Raw genomic sequence first — 24,333 nt, 5'->3', positions numbered from 1 at the left:
CACTTCTGTTCAAGACACGCAGCAGGAACCGTGAGGACATCATGCGAATAGCACTCGCGCCGAACCAGCCAAGGCGGAAGCAATGAATCGGGCAGAGACAGTCAGCACGCCTCGCGCAGAGGCCGGCGCCTTGCAAGCGTTTCTTGCCACGCTGGCGTTTGAACGCGGCAGCGCCGAGGCAACGGGCGGGGCACTGCGCGCGCTGATCAATGCGCGGCTGGACCGCCCGCCGCTGCCCGGTCATGGCGAAACCGCTGCGCGTTGGCGCGCGCTCGGCGCGGTCGCCGGCTTCGACCTCTCGGTCGTCAAGCTGTACGAAGGCCACACCGATGCCGTCGCCATCCTCGCCGAGCTCGATGAGCGCGAGCCCGAAGCTGGCAATGCCTGGGCCGTGTGGGCAGCTGAACCGCCGGATGCGCGGCTCACCGCCCTCGGCGACGCGAGCAACGGATCCGTGCTGCTGCAAGGCACGAAGGCCTGGTGCTCGGGCGCGGCATCCGTCACGCACGCGCTCGTGACCGCCTGGAACGAAGGGGGCGAGCCAATACTCGCCGCCGTCGCACTGGATCATCCCGGCGTGAAGGTCACCGGCTCCGGCTGGAGCGCTGTCGGCATGCGGGCCAGCGCGAGCGTCGAAGTGCGCTTCGAGCGCGTGCCGGCACGATGCATCGGTGGCGCGCGCGCCTATCTGGAACGCCCCGGTTTCTGGCAGGGCGGCGCGGGCATCGCCGCATGCTGGTTCAGCGCTGCGGCCGCCATCGCGCAGTTCGTCGCGCGCGACGTGCGCAAGCGCCCCGCGCCCTACAAGCTCGCGCATCTCGGCGCAATCGATACCACGCTCAGCGCAACAGCCGCCCTGCTGCGCGAGACCGCGACGTTCATCGATCGCGAGCCGCACGCGCACGCCATGGCACATGCGATGCGCGCTCGTCTCGCAGCGGAAGGCGCGGCGGCGTGCGTCATCGAGCGCGCCGGACGTGCGCTGGGCGCCGGGCCGCTATGCCGCGACCCGCACTTCGCGCAGCTGATGGCAGATCTGCCGGTATTCATTCGACAAAGCCACGCCGAGCGCGACGAAGCCGCGCTCGCTGAATGCGTCATCGAGGAGGAAGAGACTTCATGGCAAGTGTGACCACGAGAGCGCCAGCCGAACCCGAACACGACACCAGCGACCATGACCGCGCCATTGTCGGCGACGGCACGCCCGAAGCCGCATGGCAAGGCTGGGCGCGCCTCAGTGCGCTACCGGAGGTCGATCCAGCGGAGCTCGTGCCGTTTGGCGCGCGCGCGGTCGTCGTTGCGCCTCATCCGGACGACGAGGTGCTCGGCACCGGCGGCCTGCTTGCGCGGTTGTCGCAGCTCAGCCGGAGCATCCTCATCGTCGCCGTAACCGACGGCACCGCCAGCCATCCCGATTCCCACGGTTGGCCCGCCGAACGGCTCGCACGGGAACGCCCGCAAGAAACCAAGGACGCGTTGCAGCGTCTGCATCTGCGCCAGGTGCAGGTCGTCCGGCTCGGACTGCAGGACGGCGGGGCCAGGCAGTTCGAACCGGTTTTGGAAGAGCGCCTGTCGCGGCTCCTGCAACCCGGGGATGTGGTGTTTACGACCTGGCGCAACGACGGCCATCCCGATCACGAAGCCGCTGGGCGCGCCGTGCATGCGGCTGCCGGCGCACTTGATCTTCCCTGTGTCGAGGTGCCGCTGTGGACCTGGCACTGGGCGTCGCCCGACGATACGCGCGTGCCCTGGAGCCGGGCGCGCCGGATCGTGCTCGACGAAGCCACCCATGCGCGGAAGCTGCGGGCCGTGCAGGCGTTCCGCAGCCAGATCGAGCCCGACGCAACCACGGGCCGCACACCGGTCTTGCCGGATCATGTGCTGGCGAGGCTGACACGGCCTTTCGAGGTCGTACTCATATGAGCGCGCCCGGTCAAGAGCGCAAGCAGCACTTCGACAGCCTGTATCAGGACAGCGACGACCCCTGGGAAATCAGACAGCGCTGGTACGAACGCCGCAAGCGGGCGCTCACGCTCGCGGCGCTGCCCGAAGCGTATTACGCGCGCGCCTTTGAGCCAGGCTGCGGCAACGGCGAACTGACCGCGCTGCTCGCATCACGCTGCAGCGAACTCCTTGCCGCCGACATCGCGGAACACGCCGTGTCACTCACGCGCCGGCGCGTTTCAAGCGCGCTGAACGTGAAAGTCGAGCAGATGCAATGGCCGGACGTCTGGCCTTCCGGCACCGTGGATCTCGTCGTGATGAGCGAGATCGGCTATTACCTCGACGAACCGCAACTGCTGCGCGTCGCCGACTTCCTGCACGAACGCCTCTCCGCTTCCGGGGCGGTCGTCGCGTGTCACTGGCGCAAGGACATCGCGGGCTGGCCGCGCAATGGCGACGCCATACACGCCATGCTGCGCGGCCGCCTGAACCTGCCGCATCTTTGCCGCTATCAGGATGACGACCTGGTGCTCGACGTGTGGACCCGCGACACGCGATCCGTCCATGAGCGCGAAGGCCTGGCGTAATGTTTTGCGGTTTTACTAAACAAAAAAACCGCAAGGAATCGCTTATACATCAGGGTGATACTGGTTTTCTCCTAGCTTGATTCGGGTTTTTTGCCGCGATTTTTACTATACAATCGCCAAGACCAGAATAACCCGGCAGTCGCGATAAACACCGCACACACCAAGCGCGCCGGCAATAGCGGAGACAGGAACACTACGATGGCCACCACCATTCGCGATGTCGCACGCGCCGCCAGCGTCTCGATCGGCACCGTATCGCGCGCGCTCAAGAATCAACCCGGGCTGTCCGAGGCCACGCGCGTGCGCGTCGTCGAAGTGGCGCAGCAACTGGGCTACGACTCCGCACAACTGCGCACACGCATCCGTCGCGTGACCTTCCTGCTGCATCGGCAGCACAACAACTTCGCCGTCAGTCCGTTTTTCTCGCACGTGCTGAACGGCTTCGAGGAAGCTTGCCGCGACCGTCGGCTGGTGCCGTCCGTGCTCACCGCCGGTCCAACCCAGGATCTCGCGCAACAAATGCGGCTCCATGCGCCCGACGCCATTGCGGTCGCGGGTTTCGTCGAGCCGGAATTGCTCGCGCATCTGCACGCCCTTGCGCGCCCGACCGTGCTCATCGACCTGCGCGCGCCGGGTTTCCGCTCCGTCAATATCGACAACGCGCGGGGCGCAGCGCTCGCAATGCAGCATCTGTTCGCGTCCGGACGGCGGCGCATCGCGTTCATCGGCGGCTCGCTCGCGCATCACAGCATCGCGCAGCGCGCGCTGGGGTATCGCAAGGCTTATTTCGACGCGGGTCTCCTGTTCGATCCGATGCTGGAAATCATGACCCAGCCCGGCCTGCCGGCGGATCTCGCCGCCGCCGACGCCATGGAACGCCTGATCGCCGACGCGCGCGCGCAATCCGCGCCGCTGCCCGACGCTGTTTTCGCCTATAACGATGCAGCGGCCCTCGCGGCGATGCGTGTCTGCGTCGCTCATGGCTTGCGCGTGCCGGAAGACATCGCGTTCGTGGGTTTCGACGACATTCCCGCCGCCGCGCAGAGCACACCGCCGCTCTCGACTGTCGCCATCGACAAGGAAGCGCTCGGACGCCGCGGCGTCGAACTGCTGCTGGAGGACACGTCCGGGCCGCCGAATCAGGCCGATACGCTCGTCGCAGTCGACTTCATCCCGCGCGCGAGCTCCGGCGCGGGCCCTCAGGGGAAACCGGCATCAAGACAGCACGCGAACCAGGACATCAGCACGCCATGAACATGACTGCCTCACCCGCCTTCGCGGAAGCAGCGCCGGCAGAACGCGCGATCGACTTTCGCAGCCACGACTTCCTGCTCGCGCACGTGCGCGACACCCTCGCGTTCTACGCGCCCCACGCCCGCGACCCGTCCGGCGGCTTCTTCCACTTCTTCAAGGACGACGGCAGCGTCTACAACCACACGACGCGCCACCTCGTCAGCAGCACGCGTTTCGTCTTCAACTACGCAATGGCGTACCGGCAATTCGGCGACGCGCGCTATCAGGATGACGCGCGGCACGCGTTCGGCTTCCTGCGCGCGGCGCACTGGGACGCAGCGCTGGAAGGCTACGACTGGGAAATCGAGTGGCACGACGGCCAGAAACGCACCCTCGACGGCACGCGACACTGCTACGGCATGGCCTTCGTGCTGCTCGCGTGCGCGCACGCGGCGATGGCGGGCATCGACGAAGCCCGGCCGATGATCGATGAAACCTTCGCGCTGATGGAGCGACGCTTCTGGGACGCCGATGCCGGCCTGTACGCCGACGAAGCCACGCCCGACTGGCGTCTTTCGGACTATCGCGGGCAGAACGCCAATATGCACGCGACCGAGGCGCTGCTCGCCGCGTACGAGGCAACCGGCCATGTGGTCTACCTCGATCGGGCCGAAAAGATCGCGGGCAACATCACGCTGCGCCAGGCCCGACTGTCGAACGGGCTCGTGTGGGAGCACTTCAGGCCCGACTGGTCAGTGGACTGGCACTACAACGAGTCCGACAGTTCGAACATCTTCCGTCCGTGGGGCTTCCAGCCCGGTCATCAGACCGAATGGGCGAAGCTGCTGCTGATCCTGGAGCGGCATCGCGCGCTGCCGTGGCTCGCGCCGCGCGCGGTCGAACTGTTCGACGCCGGTTTCAACCGCGCGTGGGACAGCCGGCACGGCGGCCTGTACTACGGCTTCGGTCCCGACGACACGATCTGCGACCACGACAAATATTTCTGGGTCCAGGCGGAGAGCTTCGCGGCGGCGGCGCTGCTCGGCGCCCGCACGGGCCGGGAGCGTTTCTGGGACTGCTACGACGAACTCTGGCGCTACAGCTGGCAGCACTTCGTCGATCACGAATACGGCGCGTGGTATCGCATCCTGACCTGCGACAACCGCAAATACGGCGACGAAAAAAGTCCCGCCGGCAAGACTGACTATCACACCATGGGCGCGTGCTACGAAGTGCTGAACGCGCTCGCCTCGTCACAACATTCACGGTGAAATCGATGGCAAGCGAGCACAGCCCCTTCCCGCAATTCGTCTCCGCCGGCGACATCCTCACCGACATGATCCGCACGGACGTGTCGAGCTGGCTCTCGCGTCCGGGCGGCGCGGGCTGGAACGTGGCCCGCGCGGTCGCGCGCCTCGGCCTGCCGACCGCCTGCGCCGGCTCGCTCGGCACGGACAACTTTTCTGACGACCTGTGGGACGCCAGCGTCGCATCCGGCCTCGACATGCGCTTCATGCAGCGCGTCGAGCGGCCGCCGCTTTTGGCCATCGTCCACAAGACGCAGCCGCCTACCTACTACTTCATGGGCGAGAACGGCGCCGATCTCGCCTTCGATCCGTCGCGCCTGCCGCAAGGCTGGATGGAGCGGGTGAAGTGGGCGCATTTCGGCTGCATCAGTCTCGTGCGTCAGCCGCTCGGCGCCACGCTGGCGGCGCTTGCCCGGCAGTTGCGCGAGCACGGCGTGAAGATCAGCTTCGACCCGAACTACCGCAATCTGATGGAGCACGGTTACGAGCCGATCCTGCGCAACATGGCCGGCCTCGCGGACCTCATCAAGGTGTCGGACGAAGACCTGCACATGCTGTTCAAGGACAAGTCCGAGCCGGACGCCCTCGCCGCCATCCGCGCGATGAATCTGCACGCCACGGTGCTCGTCACGCGCGGCTCCGCGCAGGCGACGCTCTACGCCGGAGACGAGCAATTCAGCGCGCGTCCGCCGAGCGTGGAAGTGGCGGATACGGTCGGGGCCGGTGATGCGTCCATCGGCGGATTGCTCTACAGCCTGATGGCGCGCCACGGCGACTGGCCGGAGCATTTGAAGTTCGCGCTCGCAGCGGGTGCGGCGGCCTGCCGTCATTCGGGCGCGCATTCGCCGACGCTCGACGAAGTCGAAGCGCTGCTGAAATAAAGCAGCAGGCGGGCGTCGTACGCGTTACATAGCTGCGTGCTAGCATGGTTTCGTCCTTGCCCGGAGGCGTATCCACCATGGAAGACACCACCTACACGAAAGGCATCTACACCGCGAAGATCGGCGTGCGCGCCATCGACGACGGTCAGTTCCAGGGCCTCGTTTCGCTCACGCGCGACGACGGCGAGGACACCGAGGCGACGCTCCACGAAGTGGAGGCCGCCTCCAGCAATGAAGAAGAAGCGCTCAACGAAGCGCGCGCGCTCGCGCACCGCATCCTCGGGGAAATCGAACTGTAGCGGTCAGGCGGCGCTTGGTCTTGCGCCTGCTGACTGCAATGGAGGACACCATGCCGGAGCAGATCTTCCTATACGGCGTCTATGCGATCCACGTGAGGCCAGTCGAGCTGCAAGGCTCGCGCTGGGACGCGGAATACGAAATCCGCCACCACGACAAGGCCGTGCAGGCCTGGACGACGGTCGGCGGCGACGAAGGGCTGGTTGATCGTGCCGAAGCCGTCGAGCTTGCGCATCAACGCGGCGTGGCAGATATCGAAGCCGGCGCGGGCATTCCGAAACCGCGCGCCTTTCCCTGATCTTTCGCCCCGGCGCGAACACGCACGACGCTCCGCTCAGCGTGACGCGTGCGCCACGCCCGCTTGCGAAGCGGGCGCGAGCCGCGCGGCCTCGCGTCGATCGATCGCCGACGCACGCTCATGCCCCTCGCGTGCCAGTGAGCGCTCGACATACTCGAACAGCACGCCCTCCGGCGGAATCAGCTTCGCAACCAGCGCAATCTGCAGCGTGCTCGCCGCGAGCACATCGGCGGCGGTGAACTGTTCGCCGAGCAGCCACGGTCCCTCCTCCAGCGCGCTCTCGATCGCGTGCTCGACCCGCACCAGATCGCCCCAGCCGAAACTCACGGTGTTGCCCGGCGCGCCGGTCATGCGCTCGGCCATCGCGGGCTCCAGGCAGGAGCCGGTGAAAAACATCCATTGCAGGAAGCGGCCGCGCGCCGGATCGTCGACGGGCACGCCCAGCCCGCTCTGCGGATAGCGATCCGCCAGATACAGCAGCACCGCACCCGATTCCGCCACGCGCACGCCGCCGTCCTCGAGCGCGGGCAGTTTCGACATCGGATTGACGCGGTTGAACTCAGGGCCGTTTTGCGCACCCGCGCGAATGTTCACGTACTCGAGTTCGTACGGCGCGCGCATTTCCTCGAGCATCCACAGCGCGCGAAAGGCGCGCGTCTTCGGCCAGTAGTAGAGCTTCATCGGTCTCGTCTTCTTCGCTGGTTTCAGTGTCGTTCAGGTTAGTCCCAAAACTCTGTGGCACGTGGTCTGAACGATCCGGGTTAACGCGCACACGATCCAGATCGAGAAGATTTCTCTCGCATCGGCCGCAATTGATCCGTCTGTTTCTCGATTCCAGCCGAATCCCGGACAGTGCGCAAAAACATTCCGCTTTCGGCGGCAAAGAATGACGCATTGCCCCACATACCAGAACGAGACCGGAGATTCCATGAACGCTCGCGTCCCCGCCGATGCCTGCCTGACTCCCGCGCTGTCGGATTACCAGCTCGGCGACAACCTGAGCGCCACGCATGGCCGCATCTTCCTGACCGGCACCCAGGCGCTCGTGCGCCTCGTGCTGATGCAGCGCGAACAGGACCGCGCAGCGAACCTGAACACCGCCGGCTTCGTCAGCGGTTATCGCGGCTCGCCGCTCGGCATGGTGGACCAGCAATTGTGGAAGGCGAAGAAACTGCTCGCGTCGCACGATGTGCGCTTTCTGCCCGCCATCAACGAAGAACTCGGCGGCACCGCGGTGCTCGGCACGCAGCGCGTGGAGTCCGACCCGGAACGCACCGTCGATGGCGTGTTCGCAATGTGGTACGGCAAGGGACCGGGCGTCGATCGCGCCGGCGACGCCCTCAAGCACGGCAACGCCTACGGCTCGTCGCCGCATGGCGGCGTGCTGGTCGTGGCGGGCGACGACCACGGCTGCGTGTCGTCGTCGATGCCGCATCAGAGCGACCAGACGATGATCTCGTGGCACATGCCGGTGGTGAATCCGTCGAACGTCGCGGACATGCTGGAGTTCGGCCTGTACGGCTGGGCGCTGTCGCGCTTCTCGGGCGCGTGGGTCGGCTTCAAGGCGATTTCGGAGACGGTGGAATCCGGCTCGACCGTCGATCTCGACGCCGTCCACCGCGACTGGCCCGCGCCCGGCGACTTCACGCCGCCCGCCGGCGGCCTGCACAACCGCTGGCCGGACCTGCCGAGCCTGACGATCGAAGCGCGCCTCGCCGCCAAGCTCGACGCAGTGCGCCACTTCGCGCGCACGAACAGCATCGACAAGTGGATCGCGGCGAGTCCGCGCGCCAACGTGGGCATCGTCACCTGCGGGAAGGCGCATCTCGACCTGATGGAAGCGCTGCGCCGCCTGGACCTGACCGTCGCCGATCTCGACGCCGCCGGCGTGCGCATCTACAAGGTCGGGCTGTCGTATCCGCTGGAGACGACGCGCCTCGAAGAGTTCGTCGACGGCCTGAGCGAAGTGCTCGTGATCGAGGAAAAGGGACCGGTCGTCGAGCAGCAGATCAAGGAGCATCTGTACAACCGCACCGACGGCGCGCGTCCGGTGGTGATCGGCAAGCATGCGCGGGATGGCGCCGCGCTGCTGAGCGCGCTCGGCGAACTGCGGCCGTCGCGCGTGCTGCCGGTGTTCGCGCAATGGCTCGCGCATCACAAGCCCGCGCTGGATCGCCGCGACAAGGTGGTCGATCTGGTCGCGCCGCAGATTCTCTCGAACGTCGCCGACGCCGTGAAGCGCACGCCCTACTTCTGCTCGGGCTGTCCGCACAACACGTCGACGAAGGTGCCGGAAGGATCAATTGCGCATGCGGGCATCGGCTGTCACTTCATGGCGTCGTGGATGGAGCGCGACACGACCGGCCTGATCCAGATGGGCGGCGAAGGCGTCGACTGGGCGTCGCACTCGATGTTCACCAAAACGCCGCACGTGTTCCAGAATCTCGGCGACGGCACCTACTTCCATTCGGGCATTCTCGCGATCCGTCAGGCGGTGGCAGCGAAGGCCAACATCACCTACAAGATCCTCTACAACGACGCCGTCGCGATGACCGGCGGCCAGCCGGTCGACGGCAGCATTTCCGTGCCGCAGATCGCGCGTCAGGTGGAAGCGGAAGGCATTGCGCTGCTGGTGGTCGTGAGCGACGAACCGGAGAAGTACCAGGGTCACGAGGACCAGTTTCCGCGCGGCACGACTTTCCATCATCGCGGTCAGCTCGACGAGGTCCAGCGCCGCCTGCGCGACACGCCGGGCGTGACCGTGCTGATCTACGACCAGACCTGCGCGGCGGAAAAGCGTCGCCGCCGCAAGAAAGGCGAATTTCCCGACCCGGACAAGCGCCTGTTCATCAACGAAGCCGTCTGCGAAGGCTGCGGCGATTGCGGCGTGCAGTCGAACTGTTTGTCGGTGGAACCGGTCGAGACGGAACTGGGCCGCAAGCGCCGCATCGACCAGTCGTCGTGCAACAAGGATTATTCGTGCGTGAATGGCTTCTGTCCGAGCTTCGTCACGCTCGAAGGCGCGAAGCTGAAAAAGGCTGAAGGCCACGCGTTCGATCCGGCGGAACTCGCGCGCCGCGTCGAGGCGCTGCCGCCGCCCGCAACCCGGCTCGACGACGCGCCCTACGACATCCTCGTGACGGGCGTCGGCGGCACGGGCGTCGTGACGGTCGGCGCGCTGATCAGCATGGCGGCGCATCTGGAAGGCAAGAGCGCGTCGGTGCTCGACTTCATGGGCTTTGCGCAGAAGGGCGGCTCGGTGTTGTCGTTCGTGCGCTTCGCCGCCACCGATGCACTACTCAACCAGGTGCGCATCGACACCCAGCAGGCCGACCTGCTGCTCGCCTGCGACCTGGTGGTCGGCGCGAGTCCGGAGGCCTTGCAGACGGTGCGGCACGATCGCACGAAGCTCGTCGTGAACACGCACGCGATTCCGAATGCCACCTTCGTGCAGAACCCCGAGGCCAGTCTCCACGCGGACGCGCTGCTCGACAAGCTGCGCCACGCGGCCGGCCCCGGCGCGCACGATGCCATGCGCAGTTGCGATGCCCAGGCGCTGGCGCAGCGCTTCCTGGGCGACACCATCGGCGCGAATATCCTGATGCTGGGCTTCGCGTGGCAACTCGGCCTCGTGCCGCTCTCGCTCGCGGCGCTGATGCGCGCCCTCGAACTGAACAATGTCGCGGTCGGCGCGAACAAGCTGGCGTTTGCCATCGGCCGTCTGGCCGCCGCGGACGCAACGGCGCTCGAAGCCTTGACCGCGCAGGTGAGCGCGCCGCACGTGACGATGGAACAGATGTCGCTGCCGGAACTCGTCCGCGATCGCGAAGAACGCTTGCTCGCCTACGGCGGCGCGAAAGTCGTTGCGCGTTTCCGCAAGCTGGTGAATGCGGCGGCGGGCAACGAAGCGCTGGCACGCGCCATCGCTATCGCGTTCTACAAGCTGCTCGCGGTGAAGGACGAGTACGAGGTGGCGCGCCTGCACGCGGACCCGTCGTTCCGCGCCGCGCTGGCCGCGCAGTTCGAAGGCACGGCGGGCGAAAGCTACACCGTCAAGTTCAATCTCGCGCCGCCAACTTTGTCGCACGCGGCGCATGGCGGCGTGCCGAAGAAGAAAGTGTTCGGCCAGTGGATGTGGCCGGTCTTCGGCGGCCTCGCGAAGCTGCGCATGCTGCGCGGCACGCCGCTCGATGTGTTCGGCCGGACGCTTGAACGCCGCATGGAACGCCGCCTGGCCGACGACTTCGAGATCACCATGACGCGCGCGCTGGCCCGGCTCGACGCGGCGAATGCCAAGGACGTGCAAGCCCTTGCGTCACTGTACGAACGCGTGCGCGGCTATGGTCACGTGAAGCTCGCCAACGTCGCGATGGTCAAGCGCAGCGAGCGCGACGTGGCGGCGCGCATCGGCATCGAGGCGGCGACGGGCGACGCCGTGCGCGCCGCGCTCGATACGATGAAGGGCGCGACGTCGCTCAAGGGCATTCCGGTCGTGGTGGCGAAGTAAGCGAAATGAGCGAAGTAAGGCGCGGGTTCAATCGACGAGATCGTCGGGCAACCAGTCGATGTCGCCGCACAGCACGCAGCGCCGCCCCCTGGAGCGCGTCTCCACCGAGAGCGTGACGCACGGCATCGCCTCGTTGATCGACAGATACGGATTCGTCACGTGGACCCGCTCCGGGTCGCCGAGCGCCGCGCGGAAGTACGGGCGGCGCAGCCAGTTGGCGCCTTGCGCGTCGATCAGCGGCAGAAAGCGCGCCTCGTGCGCCGCGCGGTCCGCGCGCAGCACGACGTTGCGGCCGCTCTGCTTGCCGTTCTGGTCGAGCAGGAAACACCGCGCGGCGTTGTCGAGCGCCAGAAAGTTCCAGCAGACTTCGTCGAGCGGTTCGCCCGCGGCAAGCCGTTCGGCCGCGCGCTCGAAGGCGCGGATATACGGTTGCAGCCGCGTGGCGACGCGCCGTTCCCGCGCTTCCGTCTGCAAGCGGTAGCGTTCTGTCAGCTCGCCGATCACCGTCTGCGCGTGGGCGCCGTCCGCGAGTCCCGGATGCGGCCGCGCGAAGAAGAAGCCTTGCACGAAGTCCGCGCCGCTGGCGAGCGCGAGTTGGGCTTCATGCTCCGTCTCGACGCCTTCGATCAACACGAGCTTGCCCGCCTCGTGCAGCAGCGACACGATGCCCGACAGCACCGCTTCCATGTTCTGCCGCTGCTTGAGCGAACGCGGCGACAGTGGCGCATGCACGTTGTGGCCCGCGTGCGACAGCATCACTCGATCGAGCTTGACGATATCCGGATCGAGTTGCCAGATGCGCTCGATGTTGGTGTGCCCGGCGCCGAAGTCGTCGAGCGCGATCAGGAAACCCTGCTCACGGAACTGCTGCACGGCGAGCGCGAGCCGCTCGATGTCTTCCGCGCTCTGCTCCAGCACTTCCAGCACCACCCGGCGCGGCTCGATGTGCAGGCGCTTGAGGTTCGCCATCAGCGCGGCGGCGTGGTACGGCTCGGTCAGCGCGCCGGGATGCACGTTGAGGAACAGCCACTCGGTCTGGGCGCCGAGCATCTTGAAGTTTTCGAGGTGCAGGGCCTGCGCGAGCCGGTCGATCTGCAGCGCCTCGCCGACGCGCGATGCCTGGCCGAACACGTCGAGCGGCGACACCGGCCGGTCGAAGCCGTCGTGCGCGCGCAGCAAGCCTTCATAACCGACCGCGCGCATGTGCGACAGGCTGAAGACCGGCTGGAACACGCTCGAGAGCGTCCAGTCGCCATGCTCGACCGAATAGCGGTTGAAACCCGACATCACGCCCAGTTCGAAACTGCGTGCGGAAATCGTCGACTTCTCGGGGTTTGCGATCACCATGTCGATACCCTCGCCTGCTGCGTTCGGCGAAGCGCGCTCGACCTGCGCGTGCCTTGCGTCGTTGATGCCGCCGGACCCTTGCCGGATCCGTCCCGTAACGTCTTCATAAGAACAGCCCTCGATGATCTCGTCGGGAGTCTCGGTGTCCCGTGGCTTTCGTTAAAGCAAGCTCCATGCTCGGAGCGCGGCCGGTTTCGTCGTGCTTTTGCCGCCAGAATGCACCGCCGGCAGGCGATTTGTCGTGCAAACGCACCGTATCGGTGCAAAAGCCAAAGCAGCCCCGTCGCTGCCTGCAGCGCACGCACGGGCTAAACTTTCGGCTCATCCCAGACAATGCTAGACGCCGCGCGCGCCCGCCGGGCGCAGGTGTCGTGCTGTAGCGCACATATGGAAATCGTCTTTACCGTCCTCATCCTGCTGCTGGCCGTGGCGCTCTCGGGCCTCGGCCTGAGCCTGCTGCCGGTCAAGCTGCCGCTGCCGCTGATCCAGATCGCGATCGGCGCGTGTCTCGCCTGGCCGAAGTTCGGGCTGCACGTCACGTTCGACCCCGAGTTGTTCATGCTGCTGTTTATCCCGCCGCTGCTGTTCGCGGACGGCTGGCGCATTCCGAAACGCGAGCTCTACCTGCAACGGCGCGCGATCCTGATGCTCGCGCTCGGGCTCGTGTTCCTCACCGTCGGCGTGCTTGGCTATTTTCTGCACGCGATGATTCCGTCGATGCCGCTGCCCGTCGCCTTCGCGCTCGCCGCCGTGCTCTCGCCGACCGATGCCGTCGCGCTGACGGGCATTGCCGGACGCAAGCGCATTCCGGCGGGCCTCATGAACATCCTCGAAGGCGAGGCGCTGATGAACGACGCGTCCGGCCTCGTGGCGCTGAAATTCGCGATCGCGGCCGCGCTGACCGGCGTGTTCTCGATGCGCGACGCCACCATCAGCTTCTTCATCATCGCGGCGGGCGGACTGTCGATCGGCGCCGTGATCAGCTGGGCCGTCACCGAGATTCCCGCGCGCCTGCTCAAATTCTCCGAGGACGACGACCCCGCCGCGGGCGTCATCCTGACCATCCTGATTCCGTTCGCCGCCTATGTCGTCGCCGAGCGCGCGGGCTGCTCAGGCATCCTGGCAGCGGTGTCGGCGGGCATGGTGATGAACATCCAGAGCCTGCGCCCCAGCATCCCGAGCGCGGTGCGGGTGCGCATGACCAGCACGTGGACGATGATCGAGTTCGTCTTCAACGGCATGGTCTTCATCCTGCTCGGCCTGCAGTTCCCGCACATCCTCGGACGGGCGCTGATCGTGGCGCATCGCGACGGCAATGCGCAGGTCGGCTTGCTGCTCGGTTATGTGCTCGCCACCCTGGTCGCGCTGTATGCGCTGCGCTTCGTGTGGGTGTATTCGCTGCGCTGGCTCGCGGCGCGCCGGACGGCGAAGCAGGGACTCGAAAGCGCCGAGCCGGGTTTTCGGACGCTCGCGCTGACGACCATCAGCGGCGTGCGCGGCGCAGTGACGCTGGCAGGCGTGCTCTCGTTGCCGGTGACGCTCGACAACGGCACACCGCTCGCCGGGCGCGATCTGGCGATCTTCATTGCGTCGGCGGTGATTCTGGCGTCGCTGCTGATCGCGGTGGTCGGACTGCCGATCATGCTGAACGGCATCGAGCGCGAGCGTAATCCGCACGCGGCGGAGGAACGCATGGCGCGCCGCCGCGCGGCGCAGGCGGCGATTCACGCCATCGACGAAAGTCACGACGAAATGGTCGAGGAAATGGATGCCGCTGCATCCGCGCGTTGCGCCGATTCCACGGCCCGCGTGATGGGCATGTACCGGCGCAGGCTGGAGTCGCTCGGCGAAGACGAAGCGCCGCGCGTGGCCGCGAAGAAAAGCGAACTGATGGAGACAAAGCTGAAGATGGCGGCGCTGCGCGCGGAGCGGGCCGAGCTGCTCCGGCTGCGCGCCGCGCAGGACATCAACGACGAGACCTTGAACAAGCTGCTGCGGGAAGTGGATCTGTCGGAAACGGCCATTGTGAACCGGAAGCGGGGGACGGCGGGGTAGAACTGCCGGTCCGCGCGTTTCACGCAAACCGGCAGGCGGTCTGCTTCAGACCACGCCCGCCCCGCGCCGGCGCAACAGCGCATAGAAGATGATCGCGCCGAACGTCGCGGTCCCGATGCCACCGAGCGCGAAGCCGCCGAGCTTCAGCGTGAAATCGCCGGTGCCGAGCACGAGCGTGACCGCCGCGACGATCAGATTGCGGTTGTCGGAGAAGTCGACCTTGTTGACCACCCAGATGCGCGCGCCCGTCACCGCGATCAGCCCGAACACGACGATCGACACGCCGCCCAGCACCGGGCCCGGAATCGTCTGGATCAGTGCGCCGAACTTCGGCGAGAAGCCGAGCACGATCGCGAACAATGCGGCGATCACGAACACAAGCGTCGAATAGATCTTGGTGACCGCCATCACGCCGATGTTCTCGGCGTAAGTGGTCACGCCGGTGCCGCCCGCGAAGCCCGAAACGATGGTCGCGAGACCGTCGCCGATGAACGCCCGGCCGATGTATTTGTCGAGGCTCTTGCCGGTCATCGCGCCGACCGCCTTGATGTGGCCGAGGTTCTCCGCGACCAGGATGATCGCGACGGGCGCGAGCAGGGTCATCGCGGGCGCTTCGAACACGGGCGCGGTGAAGTGCGGCATGCCGAACCAGGCGGCATTCGCGACCACCGCGAAGTCGATGGGCTTGCCCATGCTCATGCCGTTGGTCAGCGTTGCATAGATGAGATACGCGATGGCGAGGCCGATCAGGATCAGGAGGCGCTGCGCCATGCCGCGCGCGAACACCGCGACCGCGCCGACGCACAGCACGGTGACCAGCGCCATCCACGACTCGAAGCTGCTGCCCATGACGCCCTTGACGGCGATCGGCGCGAGATTCAGTCCGATCACACAAACGATGGAGCCCGTCACGACCGGCGGCATCAAGGCCTCGATCCACTTCGTGCCGACCGCCGCGACGATCACGCCGATGATCGCGTAAGCCACGCCGCACGCGATGATGCCGCCCAGCGCCACCGGAATGTTCAGGTTCGGCCCATGGCCGCCGTAGCCCGTCACCGCGATCACGAGTCCGATGAACGCGAAGCTCGAACCGAGATAGCTCGGCACGCGCCCGCCGACGAGCACGAAGAACAGCAGCGTGCCGATGCCCGACATGAAGATGCACAGATTGGGATCGAAGCCCATCAGGAGCGGCGCGAGCACGGTCGAGCCGAACATCGCGACGACGTGCTGCACGCCCATCGCGATCATCTGCGGCCAGGGCAGACGCTCGTCGGGCGCCACCACGCGGCCCTCGCGGGCATCGGGCTGGACCGGCCAGCGGGGGAAGAAGGAATCGGACATCGGCGGGCCTCCTGTGCGGCGATGAAGCGCCGTCCGTGCGGCGCACTGATGAAAAATCAGGCGCGAGTGTACGGAGCGGGCTGTCGAGTGGCAAGCGAGCCGATGATACGGCCGTTTGGGCGTCGCCTGCCCGCCACGCGCCCGTGCTTGCGCCTGCTCGCGCCCGCCCGTTCAGGCGTGCTGCAACGTGAACACGGCCACCGCGTGCTTCAGCTGCTCGGCCTGGTCGGCCATCGCGCCTGCAGCCGCGGCGGCCTCTTCGACCAGCGCCGCATTCTGCTGCGTCACCTCATCCATCTGCGCGACGGCCAGGTTCACCTGCTCGATGCCCGAACTCTGCTCGTGCGACGCCGACGAAATCTGCGCCATGATGTCCGTCACGCGCTGCACGGCGTGGGTGACTTCAGCCATCGTCGTGCCGGCGCGTTCGGCGAGCGCCGCACCGCTGTCGACACGCGCCGTGGACGCCTCGATCAGCTCCTTGATTTCCTTCGCCGAGGTCGCGCTGCGCTGCGCCAGCGCACGCACTTCGCCTGCGACCACCGCAAAGCCGCGCCCTTCTTCTCCGGCGCGCGCCGCTTCCACCGCCGCGTTCAGCGCGAGGATGTTGGTCTGGAACGCGATGCCCTCGATCACGCCGATGATGTCCGTCATGCGCCTGGACCCGGCGGCCAGCTCGCGCATGGTGCCGGCCACGTCACCGACGAGTTCGCTGCCGCGCGCCGAGATGTCGGATGCACCGCGCGCGAGACCGCTGGCCTCGTCCGCGTGATCGGCGTTCTGGCGCACCGTCTGCGTGAGCTGCTCCATGCTCGACGCCGTTTCCGCAAGCGACGCCGCCTGTTCCTCGGTGCGCTGCGACAGATCCGTGTTGCCCTGCGCGATCTCGCGCGACGCATGCAGGATCGAATCGCTCGAATGACGAATGCCGCCGACGATGTCCGAAAGCTTCACGCTCATGTTGCCGAGACTCGCGAGCATGCTGCGCTCGTCGCCGGGACGCGTGGCGACACGCGTGGTCAGGTCGCCGCGCGCGATGCGGTCCGCGATGTCCGCCGCATAGCCCGGCTCGCCGCCGAGCTGCGCCGCCAGACGCCGGCCGATCAGCACCGCGAGCAACGCGCCCGCGGCCATCGCGCCGAACACCAGCGCCAGCATCACGGCGCGCATGGTCTCGTACTCCGACGCCGCGTGCTGGCGCGCTTCGGTCGCGCGCTTGCGCTTGAAGTCCGCGAGCTGCTCCAGCGAAGCACGCGCTTTCTCGCTCGACGCGATCGCGCGGCCAATGAGGCCCATCTGGTCGACGTCGATCGGCATGGGTTTTCTACCCATCTGCATCAGCACGATGTCCTCCCACGCCGACACCGACTGATGCGCGGCGTCGTAGAGCGCGGTGCCTTCGGCGGAGAGAATCGTCGGGCGCACGCGTTCGAACGCGCGGTGCATGTCATCGAGCGACGTCGACATGCCTTCCTTGAGTTTGGTCTTGCCGGCGTCGTCGGCGAAAGTCAGGTTGGCGGCGGCGAGATCCGTGTCGAGCTTGTGCTTGTTGATTTCCTCGACCCAATAGAGCCCGTCCAGATGACGTTCGCCAATGTCGCCGATCAGGCCGTTCATCTTCGCGAGCGATGCCACGCCGGTGACGCCCACGCACGCAGTGAACAGGATCACCACCGCGAACGACAGCAACAGCTTGTTGAGCACGGACAGGCGGTCAAACCATTTCATCGATGTCTCCTCTTGCGCGCCCCACGGACGGCGTCCATGGACAGCGCAGCGCGAACGCCGGTCCGCGCACAGCGTGGTTACGGCCCGGTGCAGGCCGTTCTTGAGCGCGTATGCAGGAGATAACGCGGGTGGGATATGCGCTGGAAGGCGCGTGTAAGCAAGGGGACCCGATGAAGGGATTTCAGGCCGCTCGCGTCTGATTGCAACGGCTAAGTCGAGACCTTCCCTTGATTAAGAGTTCTCTTTCCCTTGATTAAGAGTTCTCTGATAGGGAGGGAGAAAGGCGGCACGTATGCTGTTTGTGCGCGTGTGTCGATGTTCGCGCACGAAGTTGGCACATTCAGTTCGCGCATGTAGTCGTTGCAACTCTCCGACTCCCGCCCTTGGCTTCCCCGGCTTGGGCGGTTCTTTTTTTTGGGGCGGTGGGTTCGGCTGTTGTGCTGCCGCCTCTGGGCTTCGGCCTCTGGGCTTTGGCCTCTGGGCTTTGGGCTTTCGGCTTTGCGCTTTGGCCTCTGCGCTTTGGCCTTCGCGCTTTGGCCTCTGCGCTTTGGCCTCTGCGCTGTGGCCTTCCCGCTGTGGCCTTCGCGCTTTCGCCTCTGCGCTTTAGCCTTGCGCCGTGGCTGTTGCGGCTCGCCCGCCACAGCCACTTCCTCCAGCCGCTTCCCCCTTTACTGCCGCACCGGCTTCTTCGCCAGCTTGCGCTGCAGCGTGCGTCGATGCATGTTCAGCGCGCGCGCCGTCGCGGAGATATTGCCGTTGTTCTCGGCCAGCGCCCGCTGGATGTGTTCCCACTCAAGGCGCGCCACGGAAAGCAGCGTCGGATTCTCGATGGCTTCCTCGGCCGTCTGCTCGCTGGCCTGCTCGTGAAGCGCCGCGAGAATCGTCTCGACGTTCGCCGGCTTCGCCAGATAATTGTCCGCGCCGTCCTTCACCGCCTGCACCGCCGTCGCGATACTCGCGTAACCGGTCAGCACGAGAATGCGCGCATCAGGTTGCAGATCGCGCAGCGGCGCGACCAGCCGCAGGCCGGAATCGTTGCCGAGATGCAGGTCCACCGTGATCTGCCCGAACTTGTGCTGGTTCGCGAGCTTCAGCGCTTCATCCGCGTCGTGCGCCTGATGCGCGGTGTAGCCGCGCCGCGTGAGACCGCGGGCAAGGATGCCGGCGAAGACTTCGTCGTCGTCGATGATCAGAAAATTGGTATCGCTCATGCTGTTTTCTCCGTGATTCACCCGTAGCGTCCCGATTCGAGTTCAGGCCGCCTTGCTTCGTTCAGTTCGTCCCGCCTGCACCGCCGCGCCGCGATTCGGCAGACGCAGCACCGCGCGCGTGCCGTGCGGCTCGCCATCGTGCAGTTCGATCGATCCGCCCAGCCGCGCCGCCGCCGCGAACGCCAGATACAGGCCGACGCCATGTCCGCCCTGCGTGCTGTCCACCGGCGCCGCGCCGAGCGCCACACGCAACGCGGGCGGAATGCCGGGACCGCGGTCGGTGACGTCGAAACGCACGCACGGCGCGGCATCGATGGTTTCGGCGCTCGCCTGCAAGGTCACCGATTCACTGCTGGCGCGCGCCGCGTTGTCGAGCAGGATGGTGAGGATCTGGCCGACGGCCACCGGATCGTCGATCGACGCCTCCACCGGCGCCGCGCCGATCTGCGCGAACTTCACCTGCGGATGCCGCAGCCGCCATTGCTCGATGAAGCTGGCGAGCCATTCGTCCAGCGCCTGACGGCTGGACGGCCCGGTCGCGCGGCTGCGCAGGCGCGCGAGCGCCGAGGTGCACAGCGCCATCTGCTGTTCGAGCAGTTCGAAATCCGCGGCGTAGGGCGCGAGGTTGCGGTCGTGGGCAGCGGAATCGCGCAGTTCCTCGGACAGCATCGCGATGGTCGACAGCGGCGTGCCCATCTCGTGCGCCACCGTGGCGGCCTGAACGCCGAGGGCGACGGCGCGTTCGTCGCGCAAGTGGCGCTGCTGGGCGTCCGCAAGGGCGGCGTCGCGCACGCGCAGCGCCCGCGACATGCGCGCGACGAACCAGCCGATCAGCCCGACGCTCACCATGAAATTGACCCACAGCCCCATGCGGAAGTAGTCGAACAAGTTGGCCGGATTCTCGATATTGAGCGGCACGTAGTTGTAGCTGAGCAGCGCGTAGCACGCGACGGCGAACAGCGCGAGGCAGGTCATCATGCCCCACGGCAGCACGGCGGCCGCGATCGCGAGCGACGGCAAATAGAGCGTGACGAATGGATTGGTCGCGCCGCCCGAGAGGAACAGCAAGGCCGAGAGCGCGCCGAGATCGACGCACATCTGCCCGAACAGCTCCATGTTGGTTTCCGGCCGCGCCCGCGCGACGCGCAGCCACGTGAGGCCGTTGAACACCATTTCGAGCGCGATGACGAACAGCATCGCCGGCAGCGGCAGTTTCGCGCCGTAGAAGATCTGCACGACGGCGATGCTCGTCAGCTGGCCGATGATCGCGAGCGAGCGAAGCCAGAAGAGATGACCGAGATTGACCCGTCCGGTGGTGGTTATGCGATGCATCTGATTGAGTATCCGTCGACGCGTGGCGGAACGCCGGGCGCCAGGCGCGCGCCCTGACGACATTATCCCGCTTGCATCAGGCTTGCAGCGGCATCTGGCGCGATTTGTCGCACCTCGGCGCTACGGCATGGGTTCTGCTAACGAGGAAGTCCGGCACGCTCGATCGCGGCCGCCAGACACGACGGACACAGGCACGCCGCATCTGCCTGCAGCCGGTCGAACGGCAGTTTCGGAAAATCCGCGCACCAGCAGGCCGCGTCGCCCGCCAGCACGCCGCAGCGAAACGCCGCGCCACAGCGGGCGCAGGTCTGTGCAACCGCCATCGTGGCTGGCGGCGCCTGCGCGGCGACCTTTTTCAAAGCCATGTTCATCATCTCGTCACGGTTCTGACTGAACGATGATCGCATGCCGGCAGCCCGCCGGAGACGCTGATGCGGCGCGCGGCAATTCGTCCTGCTGCGTTGCGTCAGTCCTGTACAATTCGGCGTGTTTAAACGCTCCTCGCCTCATTTGCCGCCATGTCCGAGCTTCCCGACCTCACGCAAATCGCCCCGACCCTGAAGGCCGAAATCCTGGCCGAGGCGCTGCCCTATATCCGTCAGTATCACGGCAAGACGGTCGTGATCAAATACGGCGGCAACGCCATGACCGAGGAACGCCTCAAGCAGGGCTTCGCGCGCGACGTGATCCTGCTGAAGCTGGTCGGCATCAATCCGGTGATCGTGCACGGCGGCGGTCCGCAGATCGACCAGGCGCTCAAGAAGATCGGCAAGCAAGGCACCTTCATCCAGGGCATGCGCGTCACCGACGAAGAAACCATGGAAGTCGTCGAATGGGTGCTCGGCGGCGAAGTGCAGCAGGACATCGTCACGCTGATCAATCACTTCGGTGGCCACGCGGTGGGCCTGACCGGCAAGGACGGCGCCCTGATCCACGCGCGCAAGCTGATGCTGCCGGATCGCGACAATCCGGGCCAGTTCATCGACATCGGCCAGGTGGGCGAAGTCGAAGCGATCAATCCGGCCGTCGTGAAGGCGCTCCAGGACGACGCGTTCATTCCGGTCATCTCGCCCATCGGCTTCGGCGAAGACGGCCTCTCGTACAACATCAACGCGGACCTCGTCGCGGGCAAGCTCGCCGTCGTGCTGAATGCGGAAAAGCTCGTCATGATGACGAACATCCCCGGCGTGATGGACAAGGAAGGCAACCTGCTCACGGACCTCTCCGCGCGCGAGATCGACTCGCTGTTCGCGGACGGCACCATCTCCGGCGGCATGCTGCCGAAGATCTCCTCCGCGCTCGACGCCGCCAAGAGCGGCGTGCGTTCGGTGCACATCATCGACGGCCGCATCGAACATTCGGTGCTGCTCGAAATCCTGACCGAACAACCGTTCGGCACGATGATCCGCTCGCATTGAGCCGTATCGCATCCCTCCCGACGCCCGCCCCCGCGCGGGCGTTTTCTTTGGCGCCCGGCACCCCACCATGACTCCGCAACGTCCCGCTCGCCGTCGTCACGTGAAAACGCGCGGCCCCGTCTGGCTCTTCGACCTCGACAACACGCTCCATCACGCGTCACACGCCATCTTTCCGGCGATCAACCGCGGCATGACGCAGTACATCATCGACCGGCTGGGCGTGGACATCGACGAAGCGAACCGGCTGCGCGTCGGCTACACGGTGCGCTACGGCGCGACGCTGCTGGGTCTCGTCAAGCACCATGGCGTCGATCCCGCCGACTTCCTGCGCGTGGTGCACACCTTCCCCGACCTGCCTTCGATGGTGCGCGCCGAGCGCGGTCTCACGCGCATCCTGCGCGCGCTGCCCGGCCGCAAGATCGTGCTCACCAACGCGCCGACGCTCTATGCGCGCGCGGTCATGGCGGAACTGGGCATCGGCCGGCTGTTCGAGCGCGTGATTGCGATCGAGGACATGCGCGAAGGCGAGCGCTGGCGCGCCAAGCCTGACGCGACGATGCTGCGCCGGGAAATGCGCCGCGCCCACGTGCATCTGCGCGACGCGATCCTGGTCGAGGACACGCGCGGCCATCTGAAGAGTTACCGGCGGCTCGGCATCCGCACGGTGTGGATCGTCGGGCACTTGCCGGTGGCGAAGACGTCGAGCGGCGGTTTGTCGACGCGCCTGCCGGGCATCGGACGGCCGCATTATGTGGACCGCACGGTGCGTTCGTTACGCGCGTTGACGCTCGGCATGCGCGGCGGCGCGATGCGCTGAACGGGACTCGCAGGTCCACGTGCCGCCTCGGCGGCCTTATGACGTTTTCCGCTATACTTCCTCGCTAACGAGATTTTCTCGTATCACTCACACGCGCCGATTTGCTGACTCGATTGCGGGCGCGCGAACCTCACAGGGCATCATCGCGAGGTTCACTATAAATGCGGCTAAAGAGGTCGTCAGCCGCGCACGCTTTCCCCTCGCGCATCGCCGACACCCGTTTAGCCGCTCGAACAAGGCGGAATGAATGGAATCGATCGGCATCGTCACGCCCCAGACCCTGCGTTTCACCGAGCCGCTTGCCATGCAGAACGGCTCGTCGCTCGCCGACTATGAACTGGTCGTCGAAACCTATGGCGAACTCAACGCCGCGCGCTCGAACGCCGTGCTCGTGTGCCATGCGCTGAACGCCTCGCATCACGTGGCGGGCGTGTATGCAGGCGAGCCGAAGAACGTCGGCTGGTGGGACAACATGGTCGGCCCGGGCAAACCGCTCGACACGAACCGCTTCTTCGTCATCGGCGTGAACAATCTCGGCTCGTGCTTCGGCTCGACCGGCCCGATGAGCGTCGACGGCACCACCGGCAAACCCTATGGCGCGCGCTTTCCGGTCATCACGGTGGAAGACTGGGTGCATGCGCAGGCGCGCGTGGCCGACCGCTTCGGCATCGAGCGCTTCGCGGCCGTGATGGGCGGCAGTCTCGGCGGCATGCAGGCAATGGCGTGGAGCATGATGTATCCGGAACGGCTCGGGCACTGCATCGTCGTGGCGTCGACACCGAAGCTCTCCGCACAGAACATCGCGTTCAACGAAACGGCGCGCTCCGCGATCCTCTCCGATCCCGACTTCCACGGCGGCGACTACTACGCGCACGACGTGAAGCCGCGCCGCGGCCTGCGGGTCGCGCGCATGATCGGCCACATCACCTATCTCTCCGACGACGACATGGCCGTGAAATTCGGCCGCGCGCTGCGACGTGCCGAAGGCGCGCTCGATGCCTACAACTTCAACTTCGACGTCGAGTTCGAAGTGGAGTCGTATCTGCGCTATCAGGCGGACAAGTTCGCCGAATACTTCGACGCGAACACTTACTTGCTGATCACGCGCGCGCTGGATTATTTCGATCCCGCGAAGGCTTTCGACGGCGATCTCACGAAAGCGCTGGCCAACACGCAGGCCAAGTATCTCGTCACGAGCTTCACGACCGACTGGCGTTTCGCGCCCGCGCGCTCGCGCGAGATCGTCAAGGCGCTGCTCGACAACAAGCGCACGGTGAGCTACGCCGAGATCGATGCGCCGCATGGCCACGACGCCTTCCTGCTCGACGACGCGCGCTATCACAACCTGATGCGCGCCTATTACGAGCGCATTGCCACGGAGATCGGCGCATGAACCAGAACACACTCGATTCGCTCGCGCTGCGTTCGGATTTTCGCGCCATCGCGCGCTGGGTGGAACCGCGCTCGACCGTGCTCGACCTCGGCTGCGGCGACGGCTCGCTGCTCTCGCTGCTCGGCGAGGAACTCGACGTGACGGGCTATGGCATCGAGATCAACGATGCCGGCGTGCTCGCGTGCGCCCAGAAAGGCGTGAACGTGATCCAGCAGAATCTCGAAGACGGCCTGCGACTCTTCGAGGACGACAGCTTCGACTTCGCGGTCCTCTCGCAGACCTTGCAGACCATTCACCAGACGGCCGCGATCCTGCGCGAAACCGTGCGCGTCGGGCGTCAATGCATCGTGTCGTTTCCGAATTTCGGTTACTGGCAGCATCGGCTTTCGGTGTTGCAAGGACGCATGCCGGTGTCGCGCTCGCTGCCCTATCAGTGGCACAACACGCCGAATGTGCGCGTGCTGACCATCGAGGACTTCGAGGCGCTGGCGCCGGAGGTGGGCATCGAGATCCTGGATCGCGTGGTGCTGCATGGCGGACAGGTGGTCCGTTGGGGCGCGAACTGGCGTGGTAGTCTTGCGGTCTATCGCGTGAAGCGCCGGTAATCGCCGCCGGTGCGCTCACGCATCGA

Annotated in this window: 21 protein-coding genes; 14 read left to right on the top strand and 7 right to left on the bottom strand. The window is 66.3% G+C overall.

Going from position 1 to position 24,333, the window contains the following annotated elements:
* Window positions 1-82 precede the first annotated feature (82 nt).
* The 8 genes from QCE63_RS01955 (at window position 83) to QCE63_RS01920 (ending at window position 6,547) form a co-directional block, all read left to right on the top strand.
* Window positions 83-1,132, top strand: coding sequence for an acyl-CoA dehydrogenase (locus QCE63_RS01955; RefSeq protein WP_404990075.1), 1,050 nt, complete (start codon window positions 83-85; stop codon window positions 1,130-1,132).
* Window positions 1,120-1,923, top strand: coding sequence for a PIG-L family deacetylase (locus tag QCE63_RS01950; RefSeq protein WP_309830011.1), 804 nt, complete (start codon window positions 1,120-1,122; stop codon window positions 1,921-1,923). The genes QCE63_RS01955 and QCE63_RS01950 overlap by 13 nt, the downstream gene beginning before the upstream one ends.
* Window positions 1,920-2,531 carry a class I SAM-dependent methyltransferase gene (locus tag QCE63_RS01945; protein WP_309830008.1) on the top strand — a complete coding sequence of 204 codons (612 nt, stop codon included), beginning with the start codon at window positions 1,920-1,922 and terminating at the stop codon, window positions 2,529-2,531. The genes QCE63_RS01950 and QCE63_RS01945 overlap by 4 nt, the downstream gene beginning before the upstream one ends.
* Window positions 2,532-2,729: 198 nt before the next feature.
* The gene (locus QCE63_RS01940; protein ID WP_309830005.1) at window positions 2,730-3,785 is read left to right on the top strand and encodes a LacI family DNA-binding transcriptional regulator; all 1,056 of its coding nucleotides are present in this window, start codon (window positions 2,730-2,732) and stop codon (window positions 3,783-3,785) included.
* A complete protein-coding gene (locus QCE63_RS01935; RefSeq protein ID WP_309830003.1) occupies window positions 3,782-5,035 on the top strand; it encodes an AGE family epimerase/isomerase in 1,254 nt (417 codons plus the stop codon). Before QCE63_RS01940 ends, QCE63_RS01935 begins: the two co-directional genes overlap by 4 nt.
* A 5-nt stretch (window positions 5,036-5,040) precedes the next feature.
* Window positions 5,041-5,952, top strand: a complete 912-nt coding sequence (locus tag QCE63_RS01930; RefSeq protein WP_309830001.1) for a carbohydrate kinase — start codon at window positions 5,041-5,043, stop codon at window positions 5,950-5,952.
* A 77-nt stretch (window positions 5,953-6,029) separates the two neighbouring features.
* Window positions 6,030-6,251: a hypothetical protein gene (locus QCE63_RS01925; RefSeq protein WP_309829999.1), complete on the top strand. Its 222-nt coding sequence runs from the start codon at window positions 6,030-6,032 to the stop codon at window positions 6,249-6,251.
* 50 nt (window positions 6,252-6,301) lie between these two features.
* Window positions 6,302-6,547: a hypothetical protein gene (locus tag QCE63_RS01920; protein ID WP_309829997.1), complete on the top strand. Its 246-nt coding sequence runs from the start codon at window positions 6,302-6,304 to the stop codon at window positions 6,545-6,547.
* Window positions 6,548-6,583: 36 nt separating this feature from the next.
* Here QCE63_RS01920 and QCE63_RS01915 read toward each other — a convergent pair whose 3' ends face one another.
* Window positions 6,584-7,228, bottom strand: coding sequence for a glutathione S-transferase (locus tag QCE63_RS01915; RefSeq protein ID WP_309829995.1), 645 nt, complete (start codon window positions 7,226-7,228; stop codon window positions 6,584-6,586).
* Between the two features lie 247 nt (window positions 7,229-7,475).
* Between QCE63_RS01915 and QCE63_RS01910 the strand changes: the two genes are divergently transcribed.
* A complete protein-coding gene (locus QCE63_RS01910; protein ID WP_309829993.1) occupies window positions 7,476-11,054 on the top strand; it encodes an indolepyruvate ferredoxin oxidoreductase family protein in 3,579 nt (1,192 codons plus the stop codon).
* Window positions 11,055-11,081: 27 nt separating this feature from the next.
* Here the strand turns inward: QCE63_RS01910 and QCE63_RS01905 are convergent, their stop codons facing one another.
* Complete coding sequence (locus QCE63_RS01905) at window positions 11,082-12,401, bottom strand: EAL domain-containing protein (protein WP_309829990.1); 1,320 nt, start codon at window positions 12,399-12,401, stop codon at window positions 11,082-11,084.
* Window positions 12,402-12,788: 387 nt separating this feature from the next.
* Here QCE63_RS01905 and QCE63_RS01900 point away from each other — a divergent pair, with 387 nt between their 5' ends.
* Entirely contained in the window at window positions 12,789-14,456 is a 1,668-nt protein-coding gene (locus QCE63_RS01900; protein WP_309829988.1) for a Na+/H+ antiporter, read from the top strand.
* 45 nt (window positions 14,457-14,501) lie between these two features.
* Here the strand turns inward: QCE63_RS01900 and QCE63_RS01895 are convergent, their stop codons facing one another.
* From QCE63_RS01895 to QCE63_RS01875, 5 genes are all read right to left on the bottom strand, one after another.
* Window positions 14,502-15,803 carry a solute carrier family 23 protein gene (locus tag QCE63_RS01895; protein WP_309829986.1) on the bottom strand — a complete coding sequence of 434 codons (1,302 nt, stop codon included), beginning with the start codon at window positions 15,801-15,803 and terminating at the stop codon, window positions 14,502-14,504.
* Between the two features lie 171 nt (window positions 15,804-15,974).
* The gene (locus QCE63_RS01890; RefSeq protein ID WP_309829984.1) at window positions 15,975-17,531 is read right to left on the bottom strand and encodes a methyl-accepting chemotaxis protein; all 1,557 of its coding nucleotides are present in this window, start codon (window positions 17,529-17,531) and stop codon (window positions 15,975-15,977) included.
* A gap of 668 nt (window positions 17,532-18,199) precedes the next feature.
* The gene (locus QCE63_RS01885; RefSeq protein WP_309806955.1) at window positions 18,200-18,742 is read right to left on the bottom strand and encodes a response regulator transcription factor; all 543 of its coding nucleotides are present in this window, start codon (window positions 18,740-18,742) and stop codon (window positions 18,200-18,202) included.
* A 42-nt stretch (window positions 18,743-18,784) separates the two neighbouring features.
* The gene (locus QCE63_RS01880) at window positions 18,785-20,074 is read right to left on the bottom strand and encodes an ATP-binding protein (RefSeq protein WP_309829983.1); all 1,290 of its coding nucleotides are present in this window, start codon (window positions 20,072-20,074) and stop codon (window positions 18,785-18,787) included.
* A 137-nt stretch (window positions 20,075-20,211) separates the two neighbouring features.
* Window positions 20,212-20,439, bottom strand: a complete 228-nt coding sequence (locus QCE63_RS01875) for a cysteine-rich CWC family protein (protein ID WP_309829981.1) — start codon at window positions 20,437-20,439, stop codon at window positions 20,212-20,214.
* A gap of 153 nt (window positions 20,440-20,592) precedes the next feature.
* On the opposite strand from QCE63_RS01875, the gene argB reads away from it, so the two are divergent.
* From argB to metW, 4 genes are all read left to right on the top strand, one after another.
* Window positions 20,593-21,492 carry an acetylglutamate kinase gene (gene argB / locus QCE63_RS01870; RefSeq protein ID WP_309829979.1) on the top strand — a complete coding sequence of 300 codons (900 nt, stop codon included), beginning with the start codon at window positions 20,593-20,595 and terminating at the stop codon, window positions 21,490-21,492.
* 67 nt (window positions 21,493-21,559) lie between these two features.
* The gene (locus tag QCE63_RS01865) at window positions 21,560-22,309 is read left to right on the top strand and encodes a pyrimidine 5'-nucleotidase (protein ID WP_309829977.1); all 750 of its coding nucleotides are present in this window, start codon (window positions 21,560-21,562) and stop codon (window positions 22,307-22,309) included.
* 247 nt (window positions 22,310-22,556) lie between these two features.
* Window positions 22,557-23,702: a homoserine O-acetyltransferase gene (locus QCE63_RS01860; RefSeq protein WP_309829975.1), complete on the top strand. Its 1,146-nt coding sequence runs from the start codon at window positions 22,557-22,559 to the stop codon at window positions 23,700-23,702.
* Complete coding sequence (gene metW / locus QCE63_RS01855; protein WP_309806948.1) at window positions 23,699-24,307, top strand: methionine biosynthesis protein MetW; 609 nt, start codon at window positions 23,699-23,701, stop codon at window positions 24,305-24,307. The genes QCE63_RS01860 and metW overlap by 4 nt, the downstream gene beginning before the upstream one ends.
* The last annotated feature ends 26 nt before the right edge of the window (window positions 24,308-24,333 follow it).

It is taken from the genome of Caballeronia sp. LZ065, from assembly GCF_031450975.1.
In the GTDB taxonomy this organism is placed as follows: Bacteria; Pseudomonadota; Gammaproteobacteria; order Burkholderiales; family Burkholderiaceae; genus Caballeronia.
The sequence above is the reverse complement of the archived record's forward strand: the minus strand, read 5'-3'. Positions and strand labels throughout refer to the sequence as shown.